This is a genomic window from Bacillus sp. 3255 (assembly GCF_031456485.1).
Taxonomy (GTDB): domain Bacteria; phylum Bacillota; class Bacilli; order Paenibacillales; family NBRC-103111; genus Paenibacillus_E.
On record NZ_JAVDUS010000012.1, the window covers coordinates 38765 to 61814 of the forward strand.

At 53.3% G+C, this 23050-nt stretch carries 19 protein-coding genes; 16 read left to right on the forward strand and 3 right to left on the reverse strand.

The window, feature by feature from the left end; genetic code table 11:
• Positions 1-78 precede the first annotated feature (78 nt).
• From J2X61_RS18585 to J2X61_RS18625, 9 genes are all read left to right on the forward strand, one after another.
• Positions 79-2052, forward strand: coding sequence for an ABC transporter substrate-binding protein (locus J2X61_RS18585; RefSeq protein ID WP_274469676.1), 1974 nt, complete (start codon positions 79-81; stop codon positions 2050-2052).
• A 76-nt stretch (positions 2053-2128) separates the two neighbouring features.
• Positions 2129-3127, forward strand: a complete 999-nt coding sequence (locus J2X61_RS18590; protein ID WP_274469675.1) for an ABC transporter permease — start codon at positions 2129-2131, stop codon at positions 3125-3127.
• A gap of 2 nt (positions 3128-3129) precedes the next feature.
• A complete protein-coding gene (locus J2X61_RS18595) occupies positions 3130-4275 on the forward strand; it encodes an ABC transporter permease (RefSeq protein WP_274469673.1) in 1146 nt (381 codons plus the stop codon).
• 29 nt (positions 4276-4304) lie between these two features.
• Complete coding sequence (locus tag J2X61_RS18600; RefSeq protein WP_310189673.1) at positions 4305-5348, forward strand: ABC transporter ATP-binding protein; 1044 nt, start codon at positions 4305-4307, stop codon at positions 5346-5348.
• Between the two features lie 2 nt (positions 5349-5350).
• Positions 5351-6370, forward strand: coding sequence for an ABC transporter ATP-binding protein (locus tag J2X61_RS18605; RefSeq protein ID WP_274469671.1), 1020 nt, complete (start codon positions 5351-5353; stop codon positions 6368-6370).
• Complete coding sequence (locus J2X61_RS18610) at positions 6360-6914, forward strand: HAD family hydrolase (RefSeq protein ID WP_274469670.1); 555 nt, start codon at positions 6360-6362, stop codon at positions 6912-6914. The genes J2X61_RS18605 and J2X61_RS18610 overlap by 11 nt, the downstream gene beginning before the upstream one ends.
• A gap of 34 nt (positions 6915-6948) precedes the next feature.
• The gene (locus J2X61_RS18615; protein ID WP_310189677.1) at positions 6949-7986 is read left to right on the forward strand and encodes a LacI family DNA-binding transcriptional regulator; all 1038 of its coding nucleotides are present in this window, start codon (positions 6949-6951) and stop codon (positions 7984-7986) included.
• A 22-nt stretch (positions 7987-8008) separates the two neighbouring features.
• A complete protein-coding gene (locus tag J2X61_RS18620; protein ID WP_310189680.1) occupies positions 8009-9067 on the forward strand; it encodes a Gfo/Idh/MocA family protein in 1059 nt (352 codons plus the stop codon).
• Positions 9068-9090: 23 nt separating this feature from the next.
• Positions 9091-9810: a ThuA domain-containing protein gene (locus tag J2X61_RS18625; protein WP_274470864.1), complete on the forward strand. Its 720-nt coding sequence runs from the start codon at positions 9091-9093 to the stop codon at positions 9808-9810.
• 337 nt (positions 9811-10147) lie between these two features.
• Here the strand turns inward: J2X61_RS18625 and J2X61_RS18630 are convergent, their stop codons facing one another.
• Both J2X61_RS18630 and J2X61_RS18635 read right to left on the reverse strand, forming a co-directional pair.
• On the reverse strand, positions 10148-11461 hold the full coding sequence (locus J2X61_RS18630) for a UDP-glucose dehydrogenase family protein (RefSeq protein ID WP_310189683.1): 1314 nt from the start codon (positions 11459-11461) through the stop codon (positions 10148-10150).
• Between the two features lie 15 nt (positions 11462-11476).
• Entirely contained in the window at positions 11477-12634 is a 1158-nt protein-coding gene (locus tag J2X61_RS18635; RefSeq protein WP_274469666.1) for a glycosyltransferase family 4 protein, read from the reverse strand.
• Positions 12635-12843: 209 nt separating this feature from the next.
• Between J2X61_RS18635 and J2X61_RS18640 the strand changes: the two genes are divergently transcribed.
• Positions 12844-14043, forward strand: coding sequence for an ATP-binding protein (locus J2X61_RS18640; RefSeq protein WP_274469665.1), 1200 nt, complete (start codon positions 12844-12846; stop codon positions 14041-14043).
• A gap of 39 nt (positions 14044-14082) precedes the next feature.
• Here the strand turns inward: J2X61_RS18640 and J2X61_RS18645 are convergent, their stop codons facing one another.
• Entirely contained in the window at positions 14083-14940 is an 858-nt protein-coding gene (locus J2X61_RS18645) for an AraC family transcriptional regulator (protein ID WP_310189687.1), read from the reverse strand.
• Positions 14941-15110: 170 nt separating this feature from the next.
• Here J2X61_RS18645 and J2X61_RS18650 point away from each other — a divergent pair, with 170 nt between their 5' ends.
• From J2X61_RS18650 to fdhA, 6 genes are all read left to right on the forward strand, one after another.
• Positions 15111-16004 carry a phytanoyl-CoA dioxygenase family protein gene (locus J2X61_RS18650; RefSeq protein WP_310189690.1) on the forward strand — a complete coding sequence of 298 codons (894 nt, stop codon included), beginning with the start codon at positions 15111-15113 and terminating at the stop codon, positions 16002-16004.
• A 146-nt stretch (positions 16005-16150) separates the two neighbouring features.
• Positions 16151-17989 (forward strand): PAS domain S-box protein, encoded by a 1839-nt coding sequence (locus J2X61_RS18655; RefSeq protein ID WP_310189692.1) that lies wholly within the window; start codon positions 16151-16153, stop codon positions 17987-17989.
• Between the two features lie 144 nt (positions 17990-18133).
• Positions 18134-18286 carry an aspartyl-phosphate phosphatase Spo0E family protein gene (locus J2X61_RS18660; RefSeq protein WP_310189696.1) on the forward strand — a complete coding sequence of 51 codons (153 nt, stop codon included), beginning with the start codon at positions 18134-18136 and terminating at the stop codon, positions 18284-18286.
• A gap of 239 nt (positions 18287-18525) precedes the next feature.
• Positions 18526-19527, forward strand: coding sequence for an aldo/keto reductase (locus J2X61_RS18665; RefSeq protein WP_274469660.1), 1002 nt, complete (start codon positions 18526-18528; stop codon positions 19525-19527).
• 745 nt (positions 19528-20272) lie between these two features.
• On the forward strand, positions 20273-21550 hold the full coding sequence (locus tag J2X61_RS18670; protein WP_310189699.1) for a polysaccharide lyase family 7 protein: 1278 nt from the start codon (positions 20273-20275) through the stop codon (positions 21548-21550).
• A gap of 257 nt (positions 21551-21807) precedes the next feature.
• Entirely contained in the window at positions 21808-23022 is a 1215-nt protein-coding gene (gene fdhA / locus J2X61_RS18675; RefSeq protein ID WP_274469657.1) for a formaldehyde dehydrogenase, glutathione-independent, read from the forward strand.
• The last annotated feature ends 28 nt before the right edge of the window (positions 23023-23050 follow it).

Below are 23050 nucleotides of genomic sequence, written 5' to 3' on the forward strand. Positions count from 1 at the left end.
CCTAGGGGGTGAAGAGACCTGATTTCCGGCAGCATTCAGAAAGATGGAAATGTCAATTAAATTACGGAGGGGATAGGCTTGAACACGAAGAGGTTCTATGTCGGCTTGATGATGGTGTTGATTGCAGCCTTTTTTACAGCCTGTGAGAGCGCAAGCGAAACGAGTCCAACGGCCAGCCCGGCCGGCAAGGAGGCGACAACGGCTCCGGTAGCCTCGGCTCCCGTCAAAACGGACGGGTACAAAGAAGCGCCGATGCTAACCAAGCTGGTCAGCGCAGGCACGCTGAAACCTGTCGCCGAAAGGATGCCGGCGAAGGAAGACATTATGGTGGAAACGGTTACCCAAGAGATCGGCAAATACGGCGGCGACTGGAAAATGCCTTGGAGCGGGCCGAACGACCGCTGGGCCGTAGGTCAGCCGACGGAAGAGGCGCTATTCCGCTTCAACAAGGATGGCAGCACGATTGAGCCTAACGTGGCCAAAGGCTACGAAGTGAACAAGGATTCAACGGAATTCACGATACATTTGCGCAAAGGCATGAAGTGGTCGGACGGTATGCCGTTCACGGCCGACGACGTGCTGTTCTACTGGGAGCATATGCTGACCAAAGAGACGTTCGGCAAAAAAATATACGACGCCTATTACTCGGTTGATCCTGTCACAGGCGAAAAGGCTTTGGCGAAGGTCACCAAAGTGGACGACTACACCTTCAAAGTGACGCACAAGTATCCGAGCGTGCAATTCCTGGAGCGCGTTGCGATCGACAACAAGTGGTTCTTCGCGCCGGCGCACTTCCAGAAGACGATTCTTCCCGAATTTGTCGGCCAAGACAAAGCGCTGGAGATTGCGAAAAAGTGGGGCTACGAAGATGTCAAAACGTTCTTGGTCCAAACGGGCTACTATTACTGGGTCAATCCGCAAATCCCAACCTTGCGGGCGTGGGTAGCGAAGAACGATCCGAACAGCGATCAGTTTATTATGGAGCGCAATCCGTATTACTGGAAAGTTGACAAGGAAGGCAATCAGCTTCCTTACATGGACCGCATCGTGGCGACGAAGGTTCAAGATCCCGCCCAACGGATCCTGGGAACTCTTGCCGGAGACTATAACCTGCTCGATTTCGATTTCAAAGACTTCACCGTACTCAAGGAAAATGAGAAAAAGGCCGGCTTCCAAGTGCTGCCGTGGACGACACCGAATTGGTCGAGCGCGGGCATTCAGCTGAATCAAACGATCGCCGATCCGAATCTCCGCAAGCTGTTTCAAGATATTCGTTTCCGTGAGGCACTGTCCGTCGCCGTAGACCGGAAGGAAATTTCCGAAATCGTTACGAACGGGTTGGGCGCCCCGCAGCAGGCTTCCGTCCCTGAAGGACTTGTCGGCTACCAAGCAGGCTGGGCCGATCAATGGAGCAAATTCGATGTGAATCGGGCGAATCAGTTGTTAGATCAGATCGGGTTAACCCAGCGCGATAAAAATAATTTCCGCCTAAACACGGACGGCTCGGATCTCACGATTACAATCATCGAAGGCAGCACGAACACGGCGAGCTTCCTGGAGCTTGTGAAGAAGTATTACGAAGCCGTCGGCATTAAAGTCGATCTCAAAGTTGTGGATCAAGGGACTCATCAGGAAATGAAGTATGCCAATAAAATACCGGCCACGACAGAAAACATTTCCCTGGTCAACGTTGCCTTCCGCCCGGATACGCTCGTGCCGCTCCGCGTGCTTACGCCTTGGTACGGACATTACGGCTTGTATTCTTCATCCGGCGGCAAAGAAGGCGTGAAGCCGGAAGGCGACGTAGCGCTCATTCTGGACTATTGGAATAAAGTAAAAGCCTCCACCACCAAAGAAGATATTGTGAAATGGAGTAACGAAATCGTGAAGCTGCATCAGAAAAACCAATGGGTCATCGGCTATGCCGGCCCGACTCCGCGCCTCGTTGTCGTTTCCAACAAGATGGGCAACGTGCCCAAAGAACTCGTATATTCGGACGAATTCCGCAGCTTGGGCCACGGGCATCCGGCGCAATTTTTCATCAAACAGTAAAGCATCGTTGGCATGATGAAGCGGGGGGAGCACGCCTCCCCCTGTCTTCGAATGAAACGGAGAGGATTGGGTAGAGATGCTCCAATATATTTTGAGAAGAATTATCTTGGTTATCCCGGTCGTTTTCTTTATCTCGATGATCGTCTTCTATATCATTCAGCTTCCGCCAGGCGATTATGTCTCCACGTATGCGGCCAAAATGTCGGTGGCCGGCGACGTCATGACAGAGGAAAATATCGCCGAAATGAGAGCCAGCCTGAAATTGGATCAGCCCTGGTTTATCCAATATTTGGCCTGGATGAGCAATATGATTACGAAATTTGACTTCGGATATTCGTTCTCTTACAACAAGCCGGTGATGACTGTCATATCGCAGTACATGGGACTGACGATTATCGTCTCGTTGGTCACGATGGCTTTCACGTATGCGGTGGCGGTTCCGATCGGCATTTACTGTGCGGTGAAACAATATTCGATCGGTGACTATATATTCTCGGCCATCGGATTTCTCGGCATGGCGACGCCGCATTTCCTCATGGCGATTATTTTGATGTACTTGTCCTATGTGTATTTCGGCGATCCTTTGCTCGGCTTGTTCTCCAGTGAGTTCGTGAATGCCGCATGGTCGATGGACAAAGTGCTGGATCTGCTGAAGCACATGATCATTCCTGTCATCGTCATCGGCTTGGCTAATACGGCGGAGCTGATTCGCGTTATGCGGGGGCAGATGCTCGACGAACTGAACAAACCGAATGTCGTGACGGCGAGATCCAAAGGGGTGTCGGAAACGAAAATCTTGCTCAAGTACCCGACGCGAGCGGCGATGAATCCGATCGTCAGCACGATCGGCTGGTCGCTGACCTCGATTTTCACCGGATCGACGATTACCGCCATCGTGCTCAATCTGCCGATCCAAGGACCGGTGATGTACAATGCGCTGCTTGCACAGGATATGTATCTGGCCGGCACCTGGCTTCTGTTCATGGCGGTGTTGACCGTGCTTGGGACATTGATCTCGGATATTTTATTGGCATGGCTCGATCCAAAAATTCGCACAGAGTTCAGAGGTAATTGACCATGAGAACAATTCCTATTCCAGGCAAACAAGGTGTAGCGCCGCCGGCGGCAGCCCCCCGCAACGACCTTTCGCATAGCTCGCAATGGCGGCTCATGTACCGCCGGTTAAAGAGGCACAAGCTGGCCCGTATTTCCCTTGTCATCCTGGCCTGCTTCTATCTTGCGGCGATTTTCGCCCAATTTCTCGCGCCATACGGGTTGCAAAGCTATGACAGCAAGTATGTGAATGCGCCACCGGTGAAACTAAGCTTTCACGATGCGGAAGGCAAGTTTCACTTCAGACCGTTCGTGAACGAGCTCAAGAGCGGCCGGGATCCGGTGACGCTGCGCAAGATTTTCGTACAGGACGAGAAGGTTCGTCACCCGCTGCGATTTCTCGTGAAAGGCGAGAGCTATACATTCCTAGGCTTGTTCAAAACCGACATTCATTTATTCGGCGTCGATGCGCCCGGCCGCATTTTTCTATTCGGCACCGACGGAATGGGCAGAGACCTGTTATCGCGTGTGCTGCTCGGCAGTCAGATTTCACTGAGCATACCGCTCATCGGAGTCGCCATCTCCTTCGTTCTTGGCTTATTCATCGGCGGCGTATCCGGTTATTTCGGCGGCTGGATCGATTCGGTCATTCAGCGGGCGATTGAAATTATTCGCTCGTTCCCGACGCTGCCGCTATGGATGGCCTTGTCGGCGGCGATTCCGGCCAGGATCCCCGTCGTGACCATGTATCTCTACATCGTCATCATTTTCGCATTCATCGGCTGGACGGAGTTGGCGAGGGTAGCACGGGGGAAATTCATTTCCTTGAAAAATGAGGAATACGTGCTTGCCGCCAAAATAGCCGGTGTGAGCGATGCCAAGATCATTATCAGGCACTTATTGCCCGGATTTATTTCCTACTTGGTCGTGGCCACGACGTTAGCGATCCCCGGCATGATTCTGGGCGAGACGGCGATGAGCTTCTTGGGCCTCGGCATCCGCTCGCCGGCGACCAGTTGGGGCGTGCTGCTGCAGGAAGCCCAGCAAATCGAGAACGTGGCCCTCTATCCTTGGAAACTGATCCCGTTGGGCTTCGTCATCGTAACCGTATTGACGTTCAACTTTCTTGGCGACGGATTGCGCGATGCGGCGGATCCTTACAAGAAATAATCCAATCTAGCGCAAAGCGAGGGGAAAGTATGGCATCGCAAGCTTCCGTTTCACTACCCGATCGCCCTCTTCTGTCGGTTCAAGACCTCAAGATTCGCATTCAGATGGATAACGGCGAGATGAAGGCCGTGGATGGCGTCGATTTCCAAATCCGCAAGGGCCAAACGCTGGGGCTCGTCGGCGAATCCGGCTGCGGCAAAAGCTTAACAAGCCGGGCCATCATTTCGATTAATCCCAAAGAGTGCGAGACGACAGGGAAGATTGTGTATCACTCTGAATCGGAGAAAAATTTGAATGAGCTCGACTTGCTGTCGCTGCATCCGCGAAGCAAGCAAATTCGCTCCATTCGCGGAAGGAAAATCGCGATGATTTTCCAAGAACCCATGACGGCATTCTCCCCTATGTATACGATCGGGAATCAGATCATGGAATCGATCCTGATTCATCGCACGAAGAATAAAAAGGAAGCCAAGCGCATTGCGCTCGAAATGCTCGGCAAAGTCGGCATCTCCGACCAAGAGAAACGCTTCGATCAATATCCGCACGAATTCTCCGGCGGGATGCGTCAGCGGGCGATGATCTCGATGGCCTTGTCGTGCAACCCGGAGCTGCTTATCGCCGATGAGCCGACGACAGCGCTGGACGTGACGATTCAGGCTCAAGTGCTGGAGCTGATGAAGCAGCTCCAGCGGGAGTTCGGCATGGCCATCCTGCTCGTCACCCACGATCTCGGAATTATTGCGGAAATGTGCGACGAAGTGGCCGTCATGTATCTCGGGAAAATCGTGGAACAGGCTCCCGTGAAGGAAATATTCAACAATCCGAAGCATCCGTATACGCAAGGGCTGCTCAAATCGATGCCTAAGTTGTCCACCGACCGGCGCTCAAGACTGGAATCCATCGACGGAACGGTGCCTGTGGCGACGAACATGCCTCCGATGTGCGGTTTCTACGACCGCTGCCAACAAAGGATCGATGGCGTTTGCAATGCGCAAGCCGTACCGAAAACGGCTATTTCGGAGAACCATATGGTTCGCTGCTTTCTTTACAAGCATGAGGGCGGGGGAGAATAAGGATGGCCAAATCGATCTTGAAAGTCGACCGGTTAAATAAGGATTTCCAGGTGAAATCCCAAAACAAATTGTTCAGCAAACCAACCTCGGTCCGTGTGCTAAGCAATGTTTCCTTCGAGCTTATGGAGGGAGAGACGCTCAGTATCGTCGGCGAATCCGGCTGCGGGAAAACGACCTTAGGCCGGTGCATCGTCAGGGGCATGGACGCCACTTCCGGTTCGGTCTACTACCATCCCGAAACCGGGGAGCAGGTCGATTTCCTCGGATTGAGAGGCAAGGAGTTCAAGAAGTACCGCAAAGATATTCAAATGATTTTCCAAGACCCGTTCTCTTCGCTTAGTCCGAGAATGAGTGTTTATGATATTATTGCCGAGCCGCTGCTGGCGAATTTCAAGCTTTCCAAGTCGGAGCTGGATGAGAAAATTACGCAGATCGCGCAGCAAACAGGACTTAACGCAAGCTATCTCGACCGGTATCCGCATGCGTTCTCCGGCGGGCAGCGGCAGCGGATCGCCATCGCCAGATCGCTCATCTCCCAGCCGAGGCTTATTGTTTGCGATGAAGCGGTATCGGCGCTCGACGTCTCGATCAAAGCACAAATCATTAATCTGCTGAAAGACTTGCAGGAGCAGCTGCAGATCACCTACATCTTTATTTCCCATGATTTGTCCATCGTGCAGAACATTTCCGACCGAGTAGCGGTGATGCATTTGGGCAAAATCGTTGAGCTCGCGCCAGTGGATGCGCTGTTTGACGATCCTTTGCATCCGTACACGGAGGCGCTGCTGTCGGCGGTGCCAGAGCCGGATCCCAATGTGAAGAAGGAGCGGATCATTCTGGAGGGTGAGGTCCCGAATCCGGCGAATCCGCCGAGCGGGTGCCATTTCCATCCCAGATGCAGGTATAAAACCGATAAATGCATGCGGGAGGAGCCGGAATTGCAGGCAATCACAGAGGAACATTATGCCGCATGCCATTATGCGAGCCAATTAGTGCTGAGAGGTGTAACCCATGAGTCATGACAAAGAGTTGAACCCTAATGCCAAGAAGCTGATCGTTTTGCTGGACTGTGGAGATACGATTATCGATGAAGGGACGGAGATTCGGGATGACCACGATATCGTCATTCGGGCGAACGTGATTCCCGGCGCGGATGTGATGGTCAAAACGCTGGCTGAGCGGGGGTATACGCTGGCTATCGTTGCGGACGGGAACGCGCAGTCGTTCAAAAACATTTTGACGCAAAACGGCCTGTATGACTATTTCACGACCATGGTGTACTCCGAAACGGTGAAAGCTTACAAGCCGAGTCCCCGCATGTTCAAGGCGGCGATTGGCGCGTTGGATCTAACCTTGGAAGACATTCCGCGAATGATCATGGTGGGCAATAACTTGAGCCGGGATGTGAAGGGGGCGAATCAATTGGGCATCACGAGCGTTTTCCTGAGCTGGACGCCGCGTTATCCGAAGCTGCATGCGGATGAGAGCGAAATCCCCCGATACACGATCAACGATCCGCTTGAGCTTATCGACCTGGTTGAGGAACTCAATGCGAAGCTGGCATAACCGGAACGTTAGTTGAAGGGATGTTTAGGTGGCTATGGCAAAAATCGATGATGTCGCCAAACTGGCGAAAGTCTCGAAAGGGACCGTGTCCAATGTGTTCAGCCAGAAAAGACCGACCAGCAACGAGGTCAAGGAGCGTGTACTGAGTGTGTCCAGGCAGTTGAATTATGTGCCTAACCATATCGCACGCAGCCTGGTAACGAAAAAGACGATGGCGATCGGGCTCACGATCCCGCATGGCAGCTTCCTTTTCAGCGCCTTCCATACACAGTTCATTAACGGCGTTATCCTCGAAGCCTCCTACTACGGGTACCGGGTGCTGCTCGATATGATTCCGCAGATGAAGGTCCAGACCCCGTTCCTGTCGAGCTACCCGATCGACGGGGCTGTCGTTATGCAGCCCGTGACCGATGATGAGCGAATTGCACTGCTGGATAGCGAACAAATTCCATTCGTTACCGTTGGACGGGTGATGAACGCGACGGTTCGTGACGTTTACAGCGTGGACAACGATAATCGGGAAGTCATTTATTCAATATGCGAATACTTGATCGGCCGTGGGCACCGCCACATCATGTTTCTGAATGCCAATGAGCGCATGACCGTCTCGATCGATCGCATAAGGGGCTTCATGCAAGCGATGAACGATTACCGGCTGCAGGTGGAACCGCATATGATCCATCATAAGCCGGATATGAGTTCAAACGAATACATGGATTACGGGTATGAGGAGACGATGAGCGTCATCGGCGAATCCAAGAAGCGCGTAACCGCCATCATTGCGGATGACGACCGTACGGCGTTCAGCGTGCTCAACGCGCTCAAAGATTTGCGGCTCCGCGTGCCGGAAGATATCTCGCTGTTCGTCATATGCGGCGATATGTCCATGATGGTGCAGGCGAATCCGCCGCTCACGAGCATGGACTTGCTCCCTTCGGAATTGGGCGCGGAGTCCGTTCGGCTGCTGATGAGCCAACTGGGCGTACGGCCGGGGAACACTCCCCGCAATGTCATCATCGCCAGTAAAATCATCGAGCGACATTCCTGCCAGACGATTGATCAGGAAGATTAGAGCGTAACGGGAGGGAAGGAAGATGCAGAAAGAGGTATGGAACGTAGGCATTATCGGACTTGGGGGAATCGGCGACTATCACATGAATCAGTTGTCCAAAGTTCCCCGCACGCAAGTGGCTGCGATCTGCGACGTGAACGAGCAGGCGGTCCGGACAACGGGCGATCGTTTGAATTTGCCGGATGAAGCAAGGTTCACCGATTACAGGGGGTTGATCGACGATCCGCGAGTAGACGTTATTTTGTCCGGAGTATCCAATAAGTATCATTACGATATTCTGAAATATGCGATTGAACGCGGAAAGCCGATCTTCTCCGAGAAGCCTTTTACACGTACGATCGAAGAAGCGAATGAACTGGCGGAATTGTATGAGGGCAATCCCATTCCATGCATGATCGGATTCTCGTACCGTTACCGCCCCTGCTTCCAGTACGTCAAACAGCTTGTGGACCAAGGAGCCTTAGGTCCGATCCGCCATATGGCCGCACACTATTTGCAAGAAGAAAACGCCCCGATGTTCGATAAAGGCTACACATGGCGGTTCAACAAAGAAATGGCGGGATCCGGCATATTAGCCGACATCGGCTCGCATATGGTGGATGCGGCACGCTTCTTCGTCGGGGAATTCCAGCAGGTCAGCGGGCTGATGAGCACGTTCATCGATCACAGGAAGGACCCACGGACAGGGGAACTCACGGCTGTGGATGTCGACGATTTCACGGGGTTCCAGTGTGTGCTGGAAGGCGGCGTGATGGGCTCTTTCTATACGCATAAGAATGCGATCGGTACGAAAAACCAATTTCAAGTTACGCTGTTCGGGGATCTAGGCACGGTCAGCATCTGTGTGGAACAGCCGAATGAGGTCCATTTGACTTTAAGAGAGGGCGAGAAGCTGACCCTCACCGAGAAAGTCATTCACTTGGATGAGCAAGAGATGAAGCCGATGCTGCAGGATTTCATCGATTATTTGGAGCAGGCGCCGTCCTCGCTGCTGCCCGTGTTTGCCGACGGTTACCGGAACCAGCGGGTGCTGCAAGCGATTATTGATTCCGCGCAGGATGGGGTTACGCGAAGCTTATAGATGACGATAAGGGAGTGGGCATGATGATCAAAGTAACGATCTGGAATGAGTTCCTGCAAGAGCAGCGCAAAGAGGAGGTTGCCCGGATTTATCCCAAAGGAATGCACGGCGCCATTGCCGACGGCATCGGGCAAGCGGGCTTCGACATTCGCACAGCGACGTTCCAGGAGCCCGAGCATGGGTTGACGCAGGAGGTTCTGGACGGGACCGACGTTCTTATTTATTGGGGGCATGTCGATCATCAAGGGTTTCAGGATCACGTCGTGGACCGGATTTGCGCCCGCGTGCATGAAGGGATGGGGCTGGTCGTGCTGCATTCCGGCCATCATTCCAAGCTGTTCCGCAAGCTGATGGGCACTTCCTGCGACCTGCTGTGGAGAGAAGCGGATGAGAAGGAGCGCTTGTGGGTCGTAGACCCTTCGCACCCGATCGTAGCCGGAATCGGACCTTATATCGATCTGGCCGAAGAAGAAATGTACGGCGAGCATTTCGATATCCCGGTGCCGGATGAGCTCATCTTCGTCAGCTGGTTCGAAGGCGGTGAAGTGTTCCGCAGCGGCTGCACGTACCGCCGTGGACAGGGACGCATTTTCTATTTCCGCCCGGGTCATGAGACATACCCTACCTATCACAACAAAGATGTGCACCGGGTGATCGCCAATGCGGTCGAATGGACGGCTCCGGTCCGTCGGGAGAAAACGTTCTACGGGCATCATGCCCCTCTGGAGGCGATCAAGAAGTAGACGGTTCGGCGATAGCTAAAGAACTCAGGGGGACTGTCGATTACTTGTGGGAGACCACAAAATGTATGCGAAAAATCATACATAATGAGCGGCACATACCAAGAATCAGTCGATTCTATTCGGAATTTCATATACAAAACGTGATTTGAGCCCTAATTCTGTATATATATTCGAAAAATCACATACATTCTCTGCATGTGTCCGTTTACGTTAAAACTGCGCACAGTTAATCGACAGCCTCACAGGGGCCCTTTTTCGATGATTAAGGGCCTCTTTGGAATGGCAACGGAGTTATTTGCCGATTGTGGGCCCGGCCAGGCTCCGCAATCGGCAAATTTTATTTCCGCTGATAATGGGATTGGCGTTCCATAGGGCGACCGATGGGCATGTAGACCGCGCCTTCTATATCCATTAAGCGCGAGACGACGTCGCCCGGCAGCTGATTGCGGCCATCGAGCACCAGCGGACGCCGCATCAGATGCAGCAGGTACGGCCAATCCAGCTCGGCGAACTGCGGCCACTCCGTCATGATCATGACGGCATCCGCCCCGGCGGCTGCGGCGTATGGGGAATCGACCACGTCGACGTTGGCCTTGGCAACTTGACGAATGACGGGATCGTAGGCGCGCACTTCGATGCCATGCCGCTTGCATTGCGCGAGCAGGGTGAGGAACGGTGCGTCCCTGACATCATTCGTCTGGGGCTTGAACGAGATGCCTAATACGCACAGTCTCTTCCCCATGGGGCTATCCCATAGGGAAATCAGCTTGGCGATCAGTCGCGGGATGCGCTGATCGTTGATTTTGGCGGTTGCCTCCAGCAGGGGGAGCGAGCTGCCGACAAGCTTCCCGGAGGTCAGCAGGGATTTCAAATCTTTGGAAAAGCAGGAACCGCCATAGCCCACGCCAGCTTGAAGGAACTCCGGCCCGATCCGCCGGTCCGCGCCTACCCCGTGCATGACGTCCCGAATATCGGCGCCATATCCTTCACAGACGTCGGACATCATGTTGGCGAACGATATTTTCATCGCCAGAAAGGCGTTGGACGCATATTTGACCAGTTCGGCACTTCGTCTGTCGCAGACATAGACAGGCGCTTCGATCCCTTCATACAGCTCCCGGAGCTGAGCCTCGGCATGCGCCGACTTGCAGCCGAGCACGATTCTGTCGGGCTCTATGAAGTCGCGGACTGCGCTGCCCTGGCGCAGGAATTCCGGATTGAAGGCGACTTCCGTACGCAGTCCGGCCGCATGGAGGCTCTCCTCCAGCTCGTCGCAGGTGCCGACCGGCACGGTGCTCTTCACGATGACCAGCGGAGGGCACACGCCGGACTGCATCAGATGTGCAAGCACCTCATACACGTAGCTCAGATTCGTATGACCATCCTCGCGGGTAGGTGTGCCGACGGCGATCATCAAGGCGTCGGTGTCCGCCAAGGCCGCAAGCAAGTCGGTCTCGAAGTGCAGCCTGCCACTGGCACAGCACGCCTCAAGCTCCGTCTCCAGCTGAGGTTCCCATACATGCAGGTTCCTCTCCATTAATCCGCGAATAATGGACTCCCGGTCGACCGCAATGACTTCATGGCCCAGTTTGGCCAAACATACGGCAGCCACCAACCCGACATATCCCGTTCCCACAATCGTTAAGCGCATGGCAGTTCCTCCCTCCTAAGCGGTATAGAATCCCGGTTTGCTTCCGATGCGCCGGGCATCGATCATTTGTGCGTAGTCCTGAAGCAAGCCGTCGAAAATAGCTTCCCATGAGCGGCCCAAAGCAAATGTTCTGGCAGCTTGCCGGTAACCGGCCAGCTGCTCGGAGCCGTCGACGCAGGCCTCGATAGCGCGAATGAACGATTCGGGCTCACGGGGCGTACAGAGCATGCCCGTACGTCCGGTCGCAACCATATCGCGAACGCCGCCGCTGTTCGCGCCGATGACAGGGAGTCCCGATGCCATCGCCTCTTGAACGACATTGCCGAACGTCTCGGTGCTGGAAGGGAAGACGAAGAGATCCGAGGAAGCGTAGATTTCGGCCAGTTCCTCGCCCTGCTTGTATCCGGCGAAGGTGACATTGCCGGGAGCCTGCTCGCGCAGCTCGGGGAGCTGCGGACCGTCGCCGACGACGAGCCAATGAACGCGTGACTTCAAGGAGTCCGGCATCTCGCGCATGACGGCGCTTAGCGTATCGATATCTTTCTCAGGGGCGATGCGCCCTACATAGAGGAGAAGGAACGGAGCGGTTATGCCGTACTTCGCGCGGATGGCATCGCTTCTCCGCTCCGGGGTGTACAAGCTGCAATCCACGCCTCGCGACCATAGCAGCAAGTTGGCGAAGCCTTGCGATTGCAGGTCCCGGATCGTATCGGCGGATGGAGCGAAGATAGCGTCGCAGGACTGATGAAACCACTTCATATAGGACCAGTAGAAGGGGATGGCGCGTTTCATGCGATAATAAACCAAATATCGGTCGAAATGGGTATGGTAGGAAGCGACGTGTGAGATGCGGTGCTTGCGGGCATAGTGCAGACCGCATAAGCCGATATTGAACGGGGTGGCCAAGTGGATGAGGTGAGGACGGAATCGGTCAAGCTCGCTGCGAAGCGACAGCAGATTGGGCAGGGCGATCCGGCATTCCGGGTACAGAAAGAATGGGACAGACGGAACGGGGCGGATTAATTCGGAGTAAGCCATTTCATCGGTGCACTTCGGCGTGAAGACAAGATGTTCGATGCCACGGCGGTGCAGATGGTCAGTGAGCCGTCCTAGCGTTAGGGCAACGCCATTCATTTGAGGAACATAGGTATCGGTAAACAACGCAAGGCGCATAGGGATCCCTCCTGTCGTTCCTGGATACGTCAAGCGTAGCACCGTTTTATTCGTGGAACGTTAACCTGGTGTTAATTAATTTTAAAAACGGTATCCCGATTTTGTCGAAAATCAATTTCAATAGGCTTTCAGAAATCGACATACGGATTGAGAGATTTGGAATATGATAGAGAGGCAGGCAGAGTTCACTCGTTAAGGAGGAGATCGTTGTGGGCAAAATACAAATATCCTCAAAAGGGATCGAAAAAACGCTGCGTAAATTTGATTATTTGCAGGCCATTTCAGAATATATTTGGAACGGGTTTGACGCGCAGGCGACCGAAGTGGACATCACGCTTCATCCGAATGTGCTCGGCGGCATCGATTATATCGTCATTGCCGATAACGGCTATGGCATTGACAGGAGGGAGCTGGAGCGGAAGTTTACGCCGTTCTATGAATCGGAGAAAGGGATCGATCCGGAGAGGCGGACCCGAACGACTTCGGCCATGCACGGGAAGAACGGGATCGGACGCTTGACCTTTCATCGGTTCGCTACCGATGCGATTTGGAGAACGACCTATGAGGACGGTTTCCTCAAGAATACGTATACGATTCATATTGCCGGCAATCGGTTGGACATCTACCAAGTAACCCAAGCGGAGCTGACGGATGATGATCCGGGGACAACCGTTACGTTTCATAATATAATGAAAGATTTCGTTCCAGAGGAATTGCTCGCTTTCCTGTGCAAAGAGTTCGGCTGGTTCCTGGAGCTGCATGCGGACAAGGGCTTCGCCTTGCGCGTGAATGGCGAACCGTTGAATTACGCGGACCTGATCGGGGAGAAAGAATGCTTTACGCTGGTTGATCCCGGCACTCAAACCGTCTTCAAAATCAAATACGTTCGCTGGCAGGACCGGATCAATCAGGAATATTCGAAATTGTATTTCATCGATTCTCACCGGGACGAGAAGCACAAGCAGCCGACAACTTTTAATAATAAAGGAGACTCGTTCTATCATAGCGTTTATATTCAAAGCAAGCTCTTCGATTACTTCGACTTCGAAAGCGAAGACCAGAGCGGTCAGGTGGAGGCGGCTTTCGGTGTCAGCAGGAAAAGCGACGCCTTTCAATTCCTGCTGGAAGAAATCAATGCGTTCATTAAGCTGAAAAGAAGACCTTATTTGCAAATATTATCCGATCATGTGCTTCAGGAATTCGCCGAAGCCAAGGCGTTTCCGGCATTTACGGACAAGCCGGAGGACACCGTGAGGAAAGCGGAGCTGGAAGCCGCCATCCGAGATTTGTGCCAGCATGAACCCCGTGTGTTCACCCGGCTGAATCCGGAGCAGAAGAAGCTGCTGGCTCACCTGCTTCATTTGGCGATGGGGGCTTGCGACCGGGAGCGTTTGCTCGCCGCTTTATAATCAAAGAAGCTATCCCGTTGCCGGGATAGCTTCTTTGGATTATGACCGCTGCCGGTTCCGGTATTGGGACGGCGCAATGCCGAAATAAAGCGTGAACTGCTTGCTGAAGTGATGAATGGAAGAGTATCCGAAGTCTTCGGCGATGTCGGTAACCGAGCGATTGCTCTCGCGCAAGGCTGCGGCGGCTTGTTTCATGACCACGGAAGTCCAATACGCTTTGGGTGACATGCCGGTCGCTTGCTTGAACAGCTGGTGAAACTGCGTTTTCTTCAGCCTGCTCATCTGCAGCCAGGTTTCGTACGATCCGGCATTCTTGTTGATGGCGTCAAGCAGCGGCTTGATGCGGAAGTCAACGAACGGTGCATGATGATTGAATTGTACGATCTCCAGCAGCCAAGCATGCAGCAGACTCTTGGCGATTGCACCGGAGTAAGAGGCGTCGCTTTGGTACTTCTCCACGACTCGGACGAACAAGTCCGTTATCGGGCTTTGATGCTGCAAATGGAGCAGGCTCGGCAAGCTGTCAAGCTCGTCATTGGGCACGATGACCGTAAGCAGACTGGTGTCGAAGTCGGCATCTTTCCAAACGAGATGCCGTTGGGCGGCTTCCGGGTTGGCCTGCCATAGGTCGCAGTATATATTGTATGTCGAAAGGGGACTAAGGGCGTCGGAATGAAAGGCATGCTTCATGGTCGGAGGGAAATATAGGAGATCGCCTTTCGCGACCGGGAAGCTGCCGGAAGGTACGGTAACGGTACCTTTGCCGCCGGATACGAGGTGGAACGCATAGCAGTAGCCGATCCGTCCCGATTCGCTGCCGTTTCTCTCATTTGGGAAGCGATAATGATGAGCCACCCGAATGGACGGCTTGATTTCGGTTAAATGCCTTGCAGACACGGAACATCCCTCCATACATAGCCGTTAGTGTTACTATACTTGATCTCCTGCTGCTTGAAAAGAAGTTGCCGGAAGATTTGATCAATCTTTGAACCTCCGGCTAAATACCGTTGCTTCCTCAGGTGCTACATTTATATTGTGTAGAATAACGCTAAGGAGGAATGATTGTGATGTCAGCCCAACATTCAGGCGGAAGTTTAAGTAAAGAGCAGTTCGATTTCTATCAGTCGGAAGGGTACCTCGTTTTGCCGAATTTACTACAGGAAGATGATATGGCCCCGGCGATCGAAGCGATGACGGCCAAGGTGTCTGCGATCGCGAACGAACTCTTGCAGGCAGGCTTAATTACGGATACGCTCGAAGACAGACCGTTCAAGTACCGGTTAGCAGAGCTTTTTCAAGATTTAACGCCGGAGCATTTCCTGAATTACGGCAGAAGCTGGAGAGACCGGATCCCCGGTTACTTCCATCTCATGAGCAATCCCAAAATACTGGATGCGGTGGAATCGCTCATCGGCGGCGAGCTGTTCTCCAACCCGGTCTACAATACGAGACCGAAAATTCCGAAAGTCGCCGCCGGCGCCGTCCCGTGGCATCAGGACAAATCGTACTGGCCGGATGCGAACTCCAATCCCGTAATTACGGTATGGATACCGCTTGTCGACGCCAATGAATTGAACGGATGCTTGCATATTAAGCCACGCACGCATCGTAAGCGCTTACTGAAGTGGCACCGGGAATCGGAGACTGGCACGGGTTATACGGCTTTACATGAAAGCCAGCTGGGCAAAACCGAAACCGTCGTGCTGCCCGTGACGGCAGGAAGCGCGATCTTGTTCAATGACCGCTGCTTGCATATGTCCACACCGAACAGGTCGGATGAGGTGCGATGGAGCGTGGATCTCCGCTATCAGCCTACCGATCAGGACCCGATGCCGCAGCATGGCGCAGGCTTCCTGGCTCGCAGCTACAAATACCCGGAACGGGTAGCGACGCTGGAGGACTGGCTGAACAATCGCATGGAACATACGCCGGAGCAGCCGGTCCCTAATTCGGCTATTTAGTGAACGCGTACTGAAATAAAGTTCAAGGAGCAGGCTCCCCGTGAGCGGCTCCTTTTCGTGTTTTCTTTCAAAAGGAAAGGAAAATGAAGAGAAATATAGAATTGATACTTAACAGCTAGTGTGATGGATAGGGTGGGAGTATCAGCATGGATAAAAGGATAGAGAGAGAAGTATTGCAAACGGATTGGATGCACCAAATCAATCAGCTATTTGAGGTCTGCTTTTACCACACAAATGCAAGTGTTGCCATAACCGGTTTGGATCATCGCGTGTTGAAGGTAAATCAAGCGTATGAACATATGTACGGTTGGACTAACAGCGAAATATACGGAAAACAGCTGATCGCTGTCCCTAGCGATGAGGCCGAACGCGTCAAAAGCATTCATCTGCGCGTTGCCCAAGGGGATTGCGCACAATGCTATGAAACGTTAATGCTGCGAAAAAACGGCGATGCGTTTCATGCGAGTATCACCGTTTCTCCACTGAAGGATGCGGCAGGCACGATTTTTGCCTTAGCGGTAGTGGCTAGAGATATATCGGAACGGAAGCGGAAGGACGAGAAGTTGAGGAAAAGCGAGGAACGGTACCGGAATTTGGTCGAGCTGTCCCCGGAACCGATTATCGTGTACGGCGAGTCCGTTATCACCTACGTGAATCCGGCGGCGCTGAAGCTGGTGGGGGCAGAAGCGCCGGAGCAGCTGCTTGGCAGTATCGCTTTGGATTTCATCCATCCGGATGAGCGTGAAGAGATGCAGGCGCAGATTGAACTGATTCTCAGAGAACGGCATTTTAGCGATGTGATGGAGAAAAGGCTGCTGCGGCTCGATCAGCAAGTGATCGATGTGGAGATCCGGGCTGTCCCTATCGAATATTTGGGCAAGTCATCCATTCAGCTGCTGTGCCGGGACATTACCCATAAGAAAGTGATGGAGAGCATCGTTCGTGAGCGGGACGAAGAGTATAGGCGCATGATGATGCTGCTTCCGGAACCGATTGTCGTTCATCAGGAGGGCATTATTTGTTATGTCAACGATATCGGCATGAAATTGCTGGGGGCGCAAGCGCCGGATGAGCTGATCGGGAAATCCGTTTACGATTTTGTGCACCCGGATCATTATGAAAGGGTGACACGCCGGATCAAAGAAGTTGTCTTGATGGATAATTTCATCCCTTTCATTGAAGTGAACCTCCTCGGATTGCATGGCGAGCATATTGAGGTAGAAGCTTCGTCGGTCGTATTGCATTCTTATCTGGACCGGCCAGTCATTCAAACCGTGCTGCGCGATATTACGGAGCGCAAGGTCGCCGAAGAGATGCTCCGGCAATCGGAGAAGCTGTCAGTCGTCGGTCAGCTGGCGGCGGGCATTGCGCATGAAATTCGCAATCCGCTTACATCGCTTGTCGGCTTTTTGCAGCTGATCAAAAGTGCGGCGCCTACTAAAGTTGTTGAATATGCGGATATTATGTTGGTCGAATTAAACCGGATTAACACGATCGTCAATGAGTTTATGCTAATTGCGAAGCCGCAAAGCAGCCGATTTGCTCATAAAAGCGTTTGTGACATTCTGGAAAATGTCATTTCTTTGCTGGAACCTCAAGCATTGCTGCATAATGTGAATATTCATTTCGTTTATAGTCGGAATTCGGCGTATTTGGTGAACAGCGATGAGGGCCAATTAAAGCAAGTTTTTATCAATTTGATCAAAAATTCCGTTGAGGCGATGCCGGCAGGCGGCAGCATTCGAGTCGTTCTGCAACCGCTCGGTCATAGCCGGCTAACCGTCAAAATTATCGATACCGGCGCTGGAATTCCAGATGAGCTTCTGCCCCGGTTGGGAGATCCTTTCTTCACCACGAAGGAGGAGGGAACGGGCTTGGGACTTATGGTTTGCTATCGCATTATCGAGGCCCATCAAGGGACGATGAAGATTCTCAGTAAGCTGGATGCCGGGACCACCGTCGAAATCGAGCTGCCAAGAATCTAGTATATTCTACGATTACAACGTTTCAATTCTTTGAAAAAAAATTTCATAAATTCGTTGAATTACGTCGACAAACTTTTACAAACTTCTGCGGCATCCTCGTATATAATGGGGTTACTAACGAAAAAGAACAGAATTGGTGTGAAAATGGCGATGGAGTTACTTCTGAAAAAAATTGAAGCTTTGCGACTAAAAATGATCCAGGAGGCTGAATTGCACGGATGCTTCACTCATGAGAAGGTCGTCGCGATCAGCCAGCAATTGGATGAATACATCGTCAGGTATTACGTGATGAAATGAACGGACAAGGGATCGGCTCCGAGAGCTCGACTCTGACCGATTGACGATTATTCAACGAGGTGATAAGATGAAGTTATTCCGAGTGGAGAGCTCGGTTTTGACTGTATCATTTCACCTACCGTATGGACGGAGGCAATCCTGGCTTGGACTGCCTCCTTTTTGCGTTGTATGACTTCCGAGACAGGCTGGCACATGTTGGAATGAATGCAGGAAAACGACGATGACAGGGAGATGAAGGGATGAGTATTGGACAAAGACGTTTAGGCAGAACCGGTTTGCGGGTATCGGAAATAAGCTTGGGCACGATGGCGTTCGGCAGATGGATCGGGGAGAAGGAGTCGGCCGAAGTGCTGGATGCGGCGTTGGATGCGGGGATTACCCTCATCGATACGGCGGATGTGTACGGCTCCGGCATGGACACGAACAACCCGCTTGCCACCGGTGAGTCCGAGACGATTCTCGGCAGCTTGCTGGGGGCGCGCCGTCATGATATCGTGCTGGCTACCAAAGTGCATGGCCGCGTAGGGCTGGGGCCCAACGATGCCGGGCAAAGCCGCTACCATATTCATCGGGCGGTAGAGAACAGCCTGCGCAGGCTGAAGACCGACTATATCGATTTGTATCAAGTACATAGATTCGATGAGCAGACGCCGCTGGAAGAAACACTGCGGGCGCTCGACGACCTTGTCCGGCAAGGGAAGGTGCGTTATATCGGCGCATCGAACTACGCCGCTTGGCAGCTTGCCAAAGCGCACGGCATCTCGGCGCTGCAGCGGCTTGAACGCTTCGAGAGCGTTCAGCCGGAATACAGCCTGATCGCGCGCGGCATTGAACAGGAGCTGCTGCCGTTCGCCATCTCCGAGGGCGTCGGCGTCATCGTTTACAGCCCCCTCGGCCGCGGTTTGCTGACCGGGAAGTACACATTCGGCGCGGAGCCGCCGGAGGGAACGCGGGGAGCGGCGAACGAGAAGCGGCTGCAGGCGCTGCTTGAGCAGGAGCGGCACTTCCGCATCGTCGATCGGCTGAAGCCGATCGCAGCGCGCAAGGGCTGGTCGTTGGCGCAGCTGGCGCTCGGCTGGGTGCTGAGCCGAGAGGGCGTCACATCCGCGATACTAGGCGCCTCCAAGCCGCATCATATCACGGATGTGTGGCCGGCGCTCAGCGACAAGCTCACCGCCGAAGAGCTGCGGGAGATTGACGAGGCGGCGAGCGGGGAGCCGGCGCAGCTGGTGCGGAATTGACAGCGCCGCGAGCTAGCGGTGAGGAGCGCTGGGGCAGCGCGGGCTAGGTCTAAGGAGCCGGAGGCAGAGCGGGCTAGCGGCAAAGGCACCGATCCAGCGTGAGCTAGGTCGAAGGAGCCGGAGTCAGAGAGAGCGCGCACCTCGCTAACGGACACAGCAGCCCTTATTCGAGGCAAAAGGGCCGAATTAGCCACCTAACGGACACCAGAGACGTTATTTTGCTCAATTGGGGCTGATTTGGCCCCGCTGATAGTAAATAGCGGCATCTGTGTCCGTTAGAATCGAAGAGCGATGTTTTTCGCGCAAATAACGGCATCTGTGTCCGTTAGCCGGGCCTGGCGATCCCGCATGGGCATGCCGCTCTCCAGAGTGAGCGTCGAACCACTAAAAACCGTCAGCTGCTGAACTACACTCTAATGGTTAGAGACTAAGTCTAACATGGGAGATGAAGTTCATCCGCTGACGGTTTTTTTGTGCGCCTATACGATGAATAACACAAGTGAACCTAAAGAAAACACTACCAGAAACGGGAAATAAGCAACTATAATGAACAATGTTAAGCGCTTACATGAAATTGATCATTCCAATTCGAACATAGAAGGGGGTGGGAAGCTGTCAAGTGCATGCCGTCAATTTCATCATCCGATGTTCCCGAAGGCTCAAATCGTCTGATCGCTCGAAAAGTGGAAGTGTGTGTGCACAGAAATCCAGTCTTGTATATGAATGAGAGACGAGGAGGATTATTATGCGACTTATGTTCATCAAACCGATTCATTACTTGGTGATGCTCTCTTTACTTCTGTCGACGGCACTTATCTTCAGCAGCGTCACTTCGGTGACGGCAGCTTCAATCGCCATCGCCAACCCCGGCTTTGAAAGCGATGCAACCGGGTGGACCAAGGTCGGTTCCGCTGCGATCTCCACCAGCGACTCTCATAGCGGCAGCCGTTCGGCGAAATCGACCGACACCGGCGGCGGTTATAAGCAAACGATTTCCGGGCTGACGGCCAATACGAGCTATACACTCAAAGCCTGGATCCTCGGATCAGGTGTCATCGGAGTGAATTCGTACGGCGGCAACGAAGTCACAGCCGGCGGCAGCACATCAGCCTGGACGCAGTTTACCGTCAACTTTACGACCGGTGCGTCCAATACGAGCGCCGTCATTTTCGCCAGAGGAACAACGTCTTCGGACGCCCGTTTTGATGATTTTACACTGGACAGCAGCTCAGGCTCGACGCCAACCCCAACGCCTACTACGACTCCCGCACCAACATCTACGCCGCCAAACGCACCAACGCTGCCTTCCCAAGTCCTTTACTTGAAAAATTGGAAGATCACACTCCCGATTCCGAAACAATCGGGTTCCACAAGCCCCTTGGAAGTGCTGCAACCTGCCCTTGATACGTACTCCATTGACCCTTGGTTCAAAGTGGTGCACGATGCCGACGGCTATGCGGTTCAATTCCGGGCCAACCATGGCGCTGTCACGACCTCCGGATCCAACAACCCGAGAAGTGAGCTTCGTGAGATGAAAGATCTATATACGAGCGGCGATTCCAGCAGCCAGATGGCCTGGGGAAGTAACGACGGCAAGACACATACTATGTACATTAAGCAAAAGGTCACTCACCTGACGACTGTGAAACCGCACACTGTTGTCGGACAAATTCATGACGGCGACGATGACGTAACCGTGTTCCGCGTGGAGGGGAACAATCCCGGCGGCGTATCGACGACGGCCAAAATTTACATCACGGACGGAAACAATTCGCACGGCTATTTGCTCGATAGCAACTATACGCTAGGGACATTATTTACGGTGAAAATCATCGTCGCGAACGGTGTGATTTCTTATGAGTACAATGGTCAACCCGTACCTTATACGCAAACGAAAGATGTGACAGGCTGCTTCTTCAAAATCGGCAACTACACCCAATCCAACGACTCCACAGCACCGGGCGAGAGTCCGGACGCATATGCCGAGAATTGGGTGTATGAGTACTCGGTTACCCATCAATAGTTTCGCTAAAAGAGCTCTGCCATGTCGGCGTCTTCTTAGTTGAAGAGCTGACGGCAGGCTCTTTTTTTCGGCTGCATGATGGTGATTTCGGCCACTAGATTGATAGTATTGGCTACTTACTTCGTCCCGGAAGGGCTGTACAATGAAAAGTAGGACGAAGACGAATACTTCGGCCGGCTTGTCTCATATATTGAAATGCATTGTACTTATGGAAACGCTTTATCCACAAACCTATTTTCAATTGGAGGAATACGCGTATGGCAGGAAACAGAGCGGTTGTGTATAACAAACCGGGAAGCGTGGAAGTGCGGGATACGGCATTTCCGGACCTCGTCTTGCACGATGGGCCTGGCGTCAACCCATTAAACGTCGGTCGGAAATGTGAGCATGGCGTTATTCTGAAAGTGGTCACAACGAATATTTGCGGAAGCGACCAGCACATGGTGAGAGGCAGAACGACGGCGCCTTCCGGGCTTATTCTAGGACACGAAATTACCGGCGAAGTGATCGAGGTCGGACGTGATGTGGAGTTTATCCGCAAAGGCGATCTGGTCTCCGTGCCGTTCAATATCGCTTGCGGGCGATGCCGCAACTGCAAAGAACGCAACACGAACGTCTGCTTGAACGTGAACCCGGACCGTCCCGGCTCGGCATACGGCTATGTGGACATGGGCGGCTGGGTTGGCGGACAATCCGAGTACGTGATGGTGCCTTACGCCGATTTCCAACTGCTGAAATTCCCGGACAAAGCGCAGGCGATGGAGAAAATTCTCGATCTCACGATGCTTTCGGACATTTTCCCTACAGGTTATCATGGGGCGGTTAGCGCCGGCGTTCGACCGGGTTCAACCGTGTATGTGGCAGGGGCCGGCCCAGTCGGCTTGGCTGCGGCACATTCCGCACAGCTGCTGGGCGCAGCGGTCGTCATCGTCGGCGATCTGAACGCCGAACGGCTTGCCCAAGCGAAGAGCTTCGGCTGCGAGACGGTCAATCTGCGGGAGCACGCGAATTTGGCGGAGCAAATCGAGCAGATACTGGGCGTGCCTGAAGTGGATTGCGCGATTGACTGCGTAGGCTTCGAGGCGCATGGCCATGGGAAGGCGCATGGAGAAGCGCCGGCAACCGTGCTCAATTCCATCATGGAAGTTACACGAGCCGGCGGAAGACTTGGCATTCCGGGATTGTACGTAACCGGCGACCCCGGTGCCGTCGATGAAGATTCCAAAATCGGCACGCTCAAAATTCGCATCGGACTCGGTTGGGCGAAATCTCATACGTTCGTCACAGGCCAAACGCCGGTCATGCAGTATAACCGCGATCTGATGATGGCTATCCTTAGCGGCCGGGCGCAAATCGCCAAAGCCGTGAATGCGACGAAGATTTCACTGGAGGAGGCGCCGGATGCCTATCAGGCGTTCGATCGCGGAGTTTCACGCAAGTACGTTATCGATCCGCACGGACTTGTGAAATAGAAGATGAGAGACATTCCCGGTGAACGAA

What these genes read in the sequence shown, in the direction of transcription:
- J2X61_RS18630 (WP_310189683.1), bottom strand. Translation starts at nt 11,461, where the DNA reads ATGCGCTTAACGATTGTGGGAACGGGATATGTCGGGTTGGTGGCTGCC.
- J2X61_RS18605 (WP_274469671.1), top strand. Translation starts at nt 5,351, where the DNA reads ATGGCCAAATCGATCTTGAAAGTCGACCGGTTAAATAAGGATTTCCAG.
- J2X61_RS18595 (WP_274469673.1), top strand. Translation starts at nt 3,130, where the DNA reads ATGAGAACAATTCCTATTCCAGGCAAACAAGGTGTAGCGCCGCCGGCG.
- J2X61_RS18590 (WP_274469675.1), top strand. Translation starts at nt 2,129, where the DNA reads ATGCTCCAATATATTTTGAGAAGAATTATCTTGGTTATCCCGGTCGTT.
- J2X61_RS18670 (WP_310189699.1), top strand. Translation starts at nt 20,273, where the DNA reads ATGCGACTTATGTTCATCAAACCGATTCATTACTTGGTGATGCTCTCT.
- J2X61_RS18635 (WP_274469666.1), bottom strand. Translation starts at nt 12,634, where the DNA reads ATGCGCCTTGCGTTGTTTACCGATACCTATGTTCCTCAAATGAATGGC.
- J2X61_RS18650 (WP_310189690.1), top strand. Translation starts at nt 15,111, where the DNA reads ATGTCAGCCCAACATTCAGGCGGAAGTTTAAGTAAAGAGCAGTTCGAT.
- fdhA (WP_274469657.1), top strand. Translation starts at nt 21,808, where the DNA reads ATGGCAGGAAACAGAGCGGTTGTGTATAACAAACCGGGAAGCGTGGAA.
- J2X61_RS18665 (WP_274469660.1), top strand. Translation starts at nt 18,526, where the DNA reads ATGAGTATTGGACAAAGACGTTTAGGCAGAACCGGTTTGCGGGTATCG.
- J2X61_RS18660 (WP_310189696.1), top strand. Translation starts at nt 18,134, where the DNA reads ATGGCGATGGAGTTACTTCTGAAAAAAATTGAAGCTTTGCGACTAAAA.
- J2X61_RS18600 (WP_310189673.1), top strand. Translation starts at nt 4,305, where the DNA reads ATGGCATCGCAAGCTTCCGTTTCACTACCCGATCGCCCTCTTCTGTCG.
- J2X61_RS18610 (WP_274469670.1), top strand. Translation starts at nt 6,360, where the DNA reads ATGAGTCATGACAAAGAGTTGAACCCTAATGCCAAGAAGCTGATCGTT.
- J2X61_RS18620 (WP_310189680.1), top strand. Translation starts at nt 8,009, where the DNA reads ATGCAGAAAGAGGTATGGAACGTAGGCATTATCGGACTTGGGGGAATC.
- J2X61_RS18615 (WP_310189677.1), top strand. Translation starts at nt 6,949, where the DNA reads ATGGCAAAAATCGATGATGTCGCCAAACTGGCGAAAGTCTCGAAAGGG.
- J2X61_RS18625 (WP_274470864.1), top strand. Translation starts at nt 9,091, where the DNA reads ATGATCAAAGTAACGATCTGGAATGAGTTCCTGCAAGAGCAGCGCAAA.
- J2X61_RS18655 (WP_310189692.1), top strand. Translation starts at nt 16,151, where the DNA reads ATGGATAAAAGGATAGAGAGAGAAGTATTGCAAACGGATTGGATGCAC.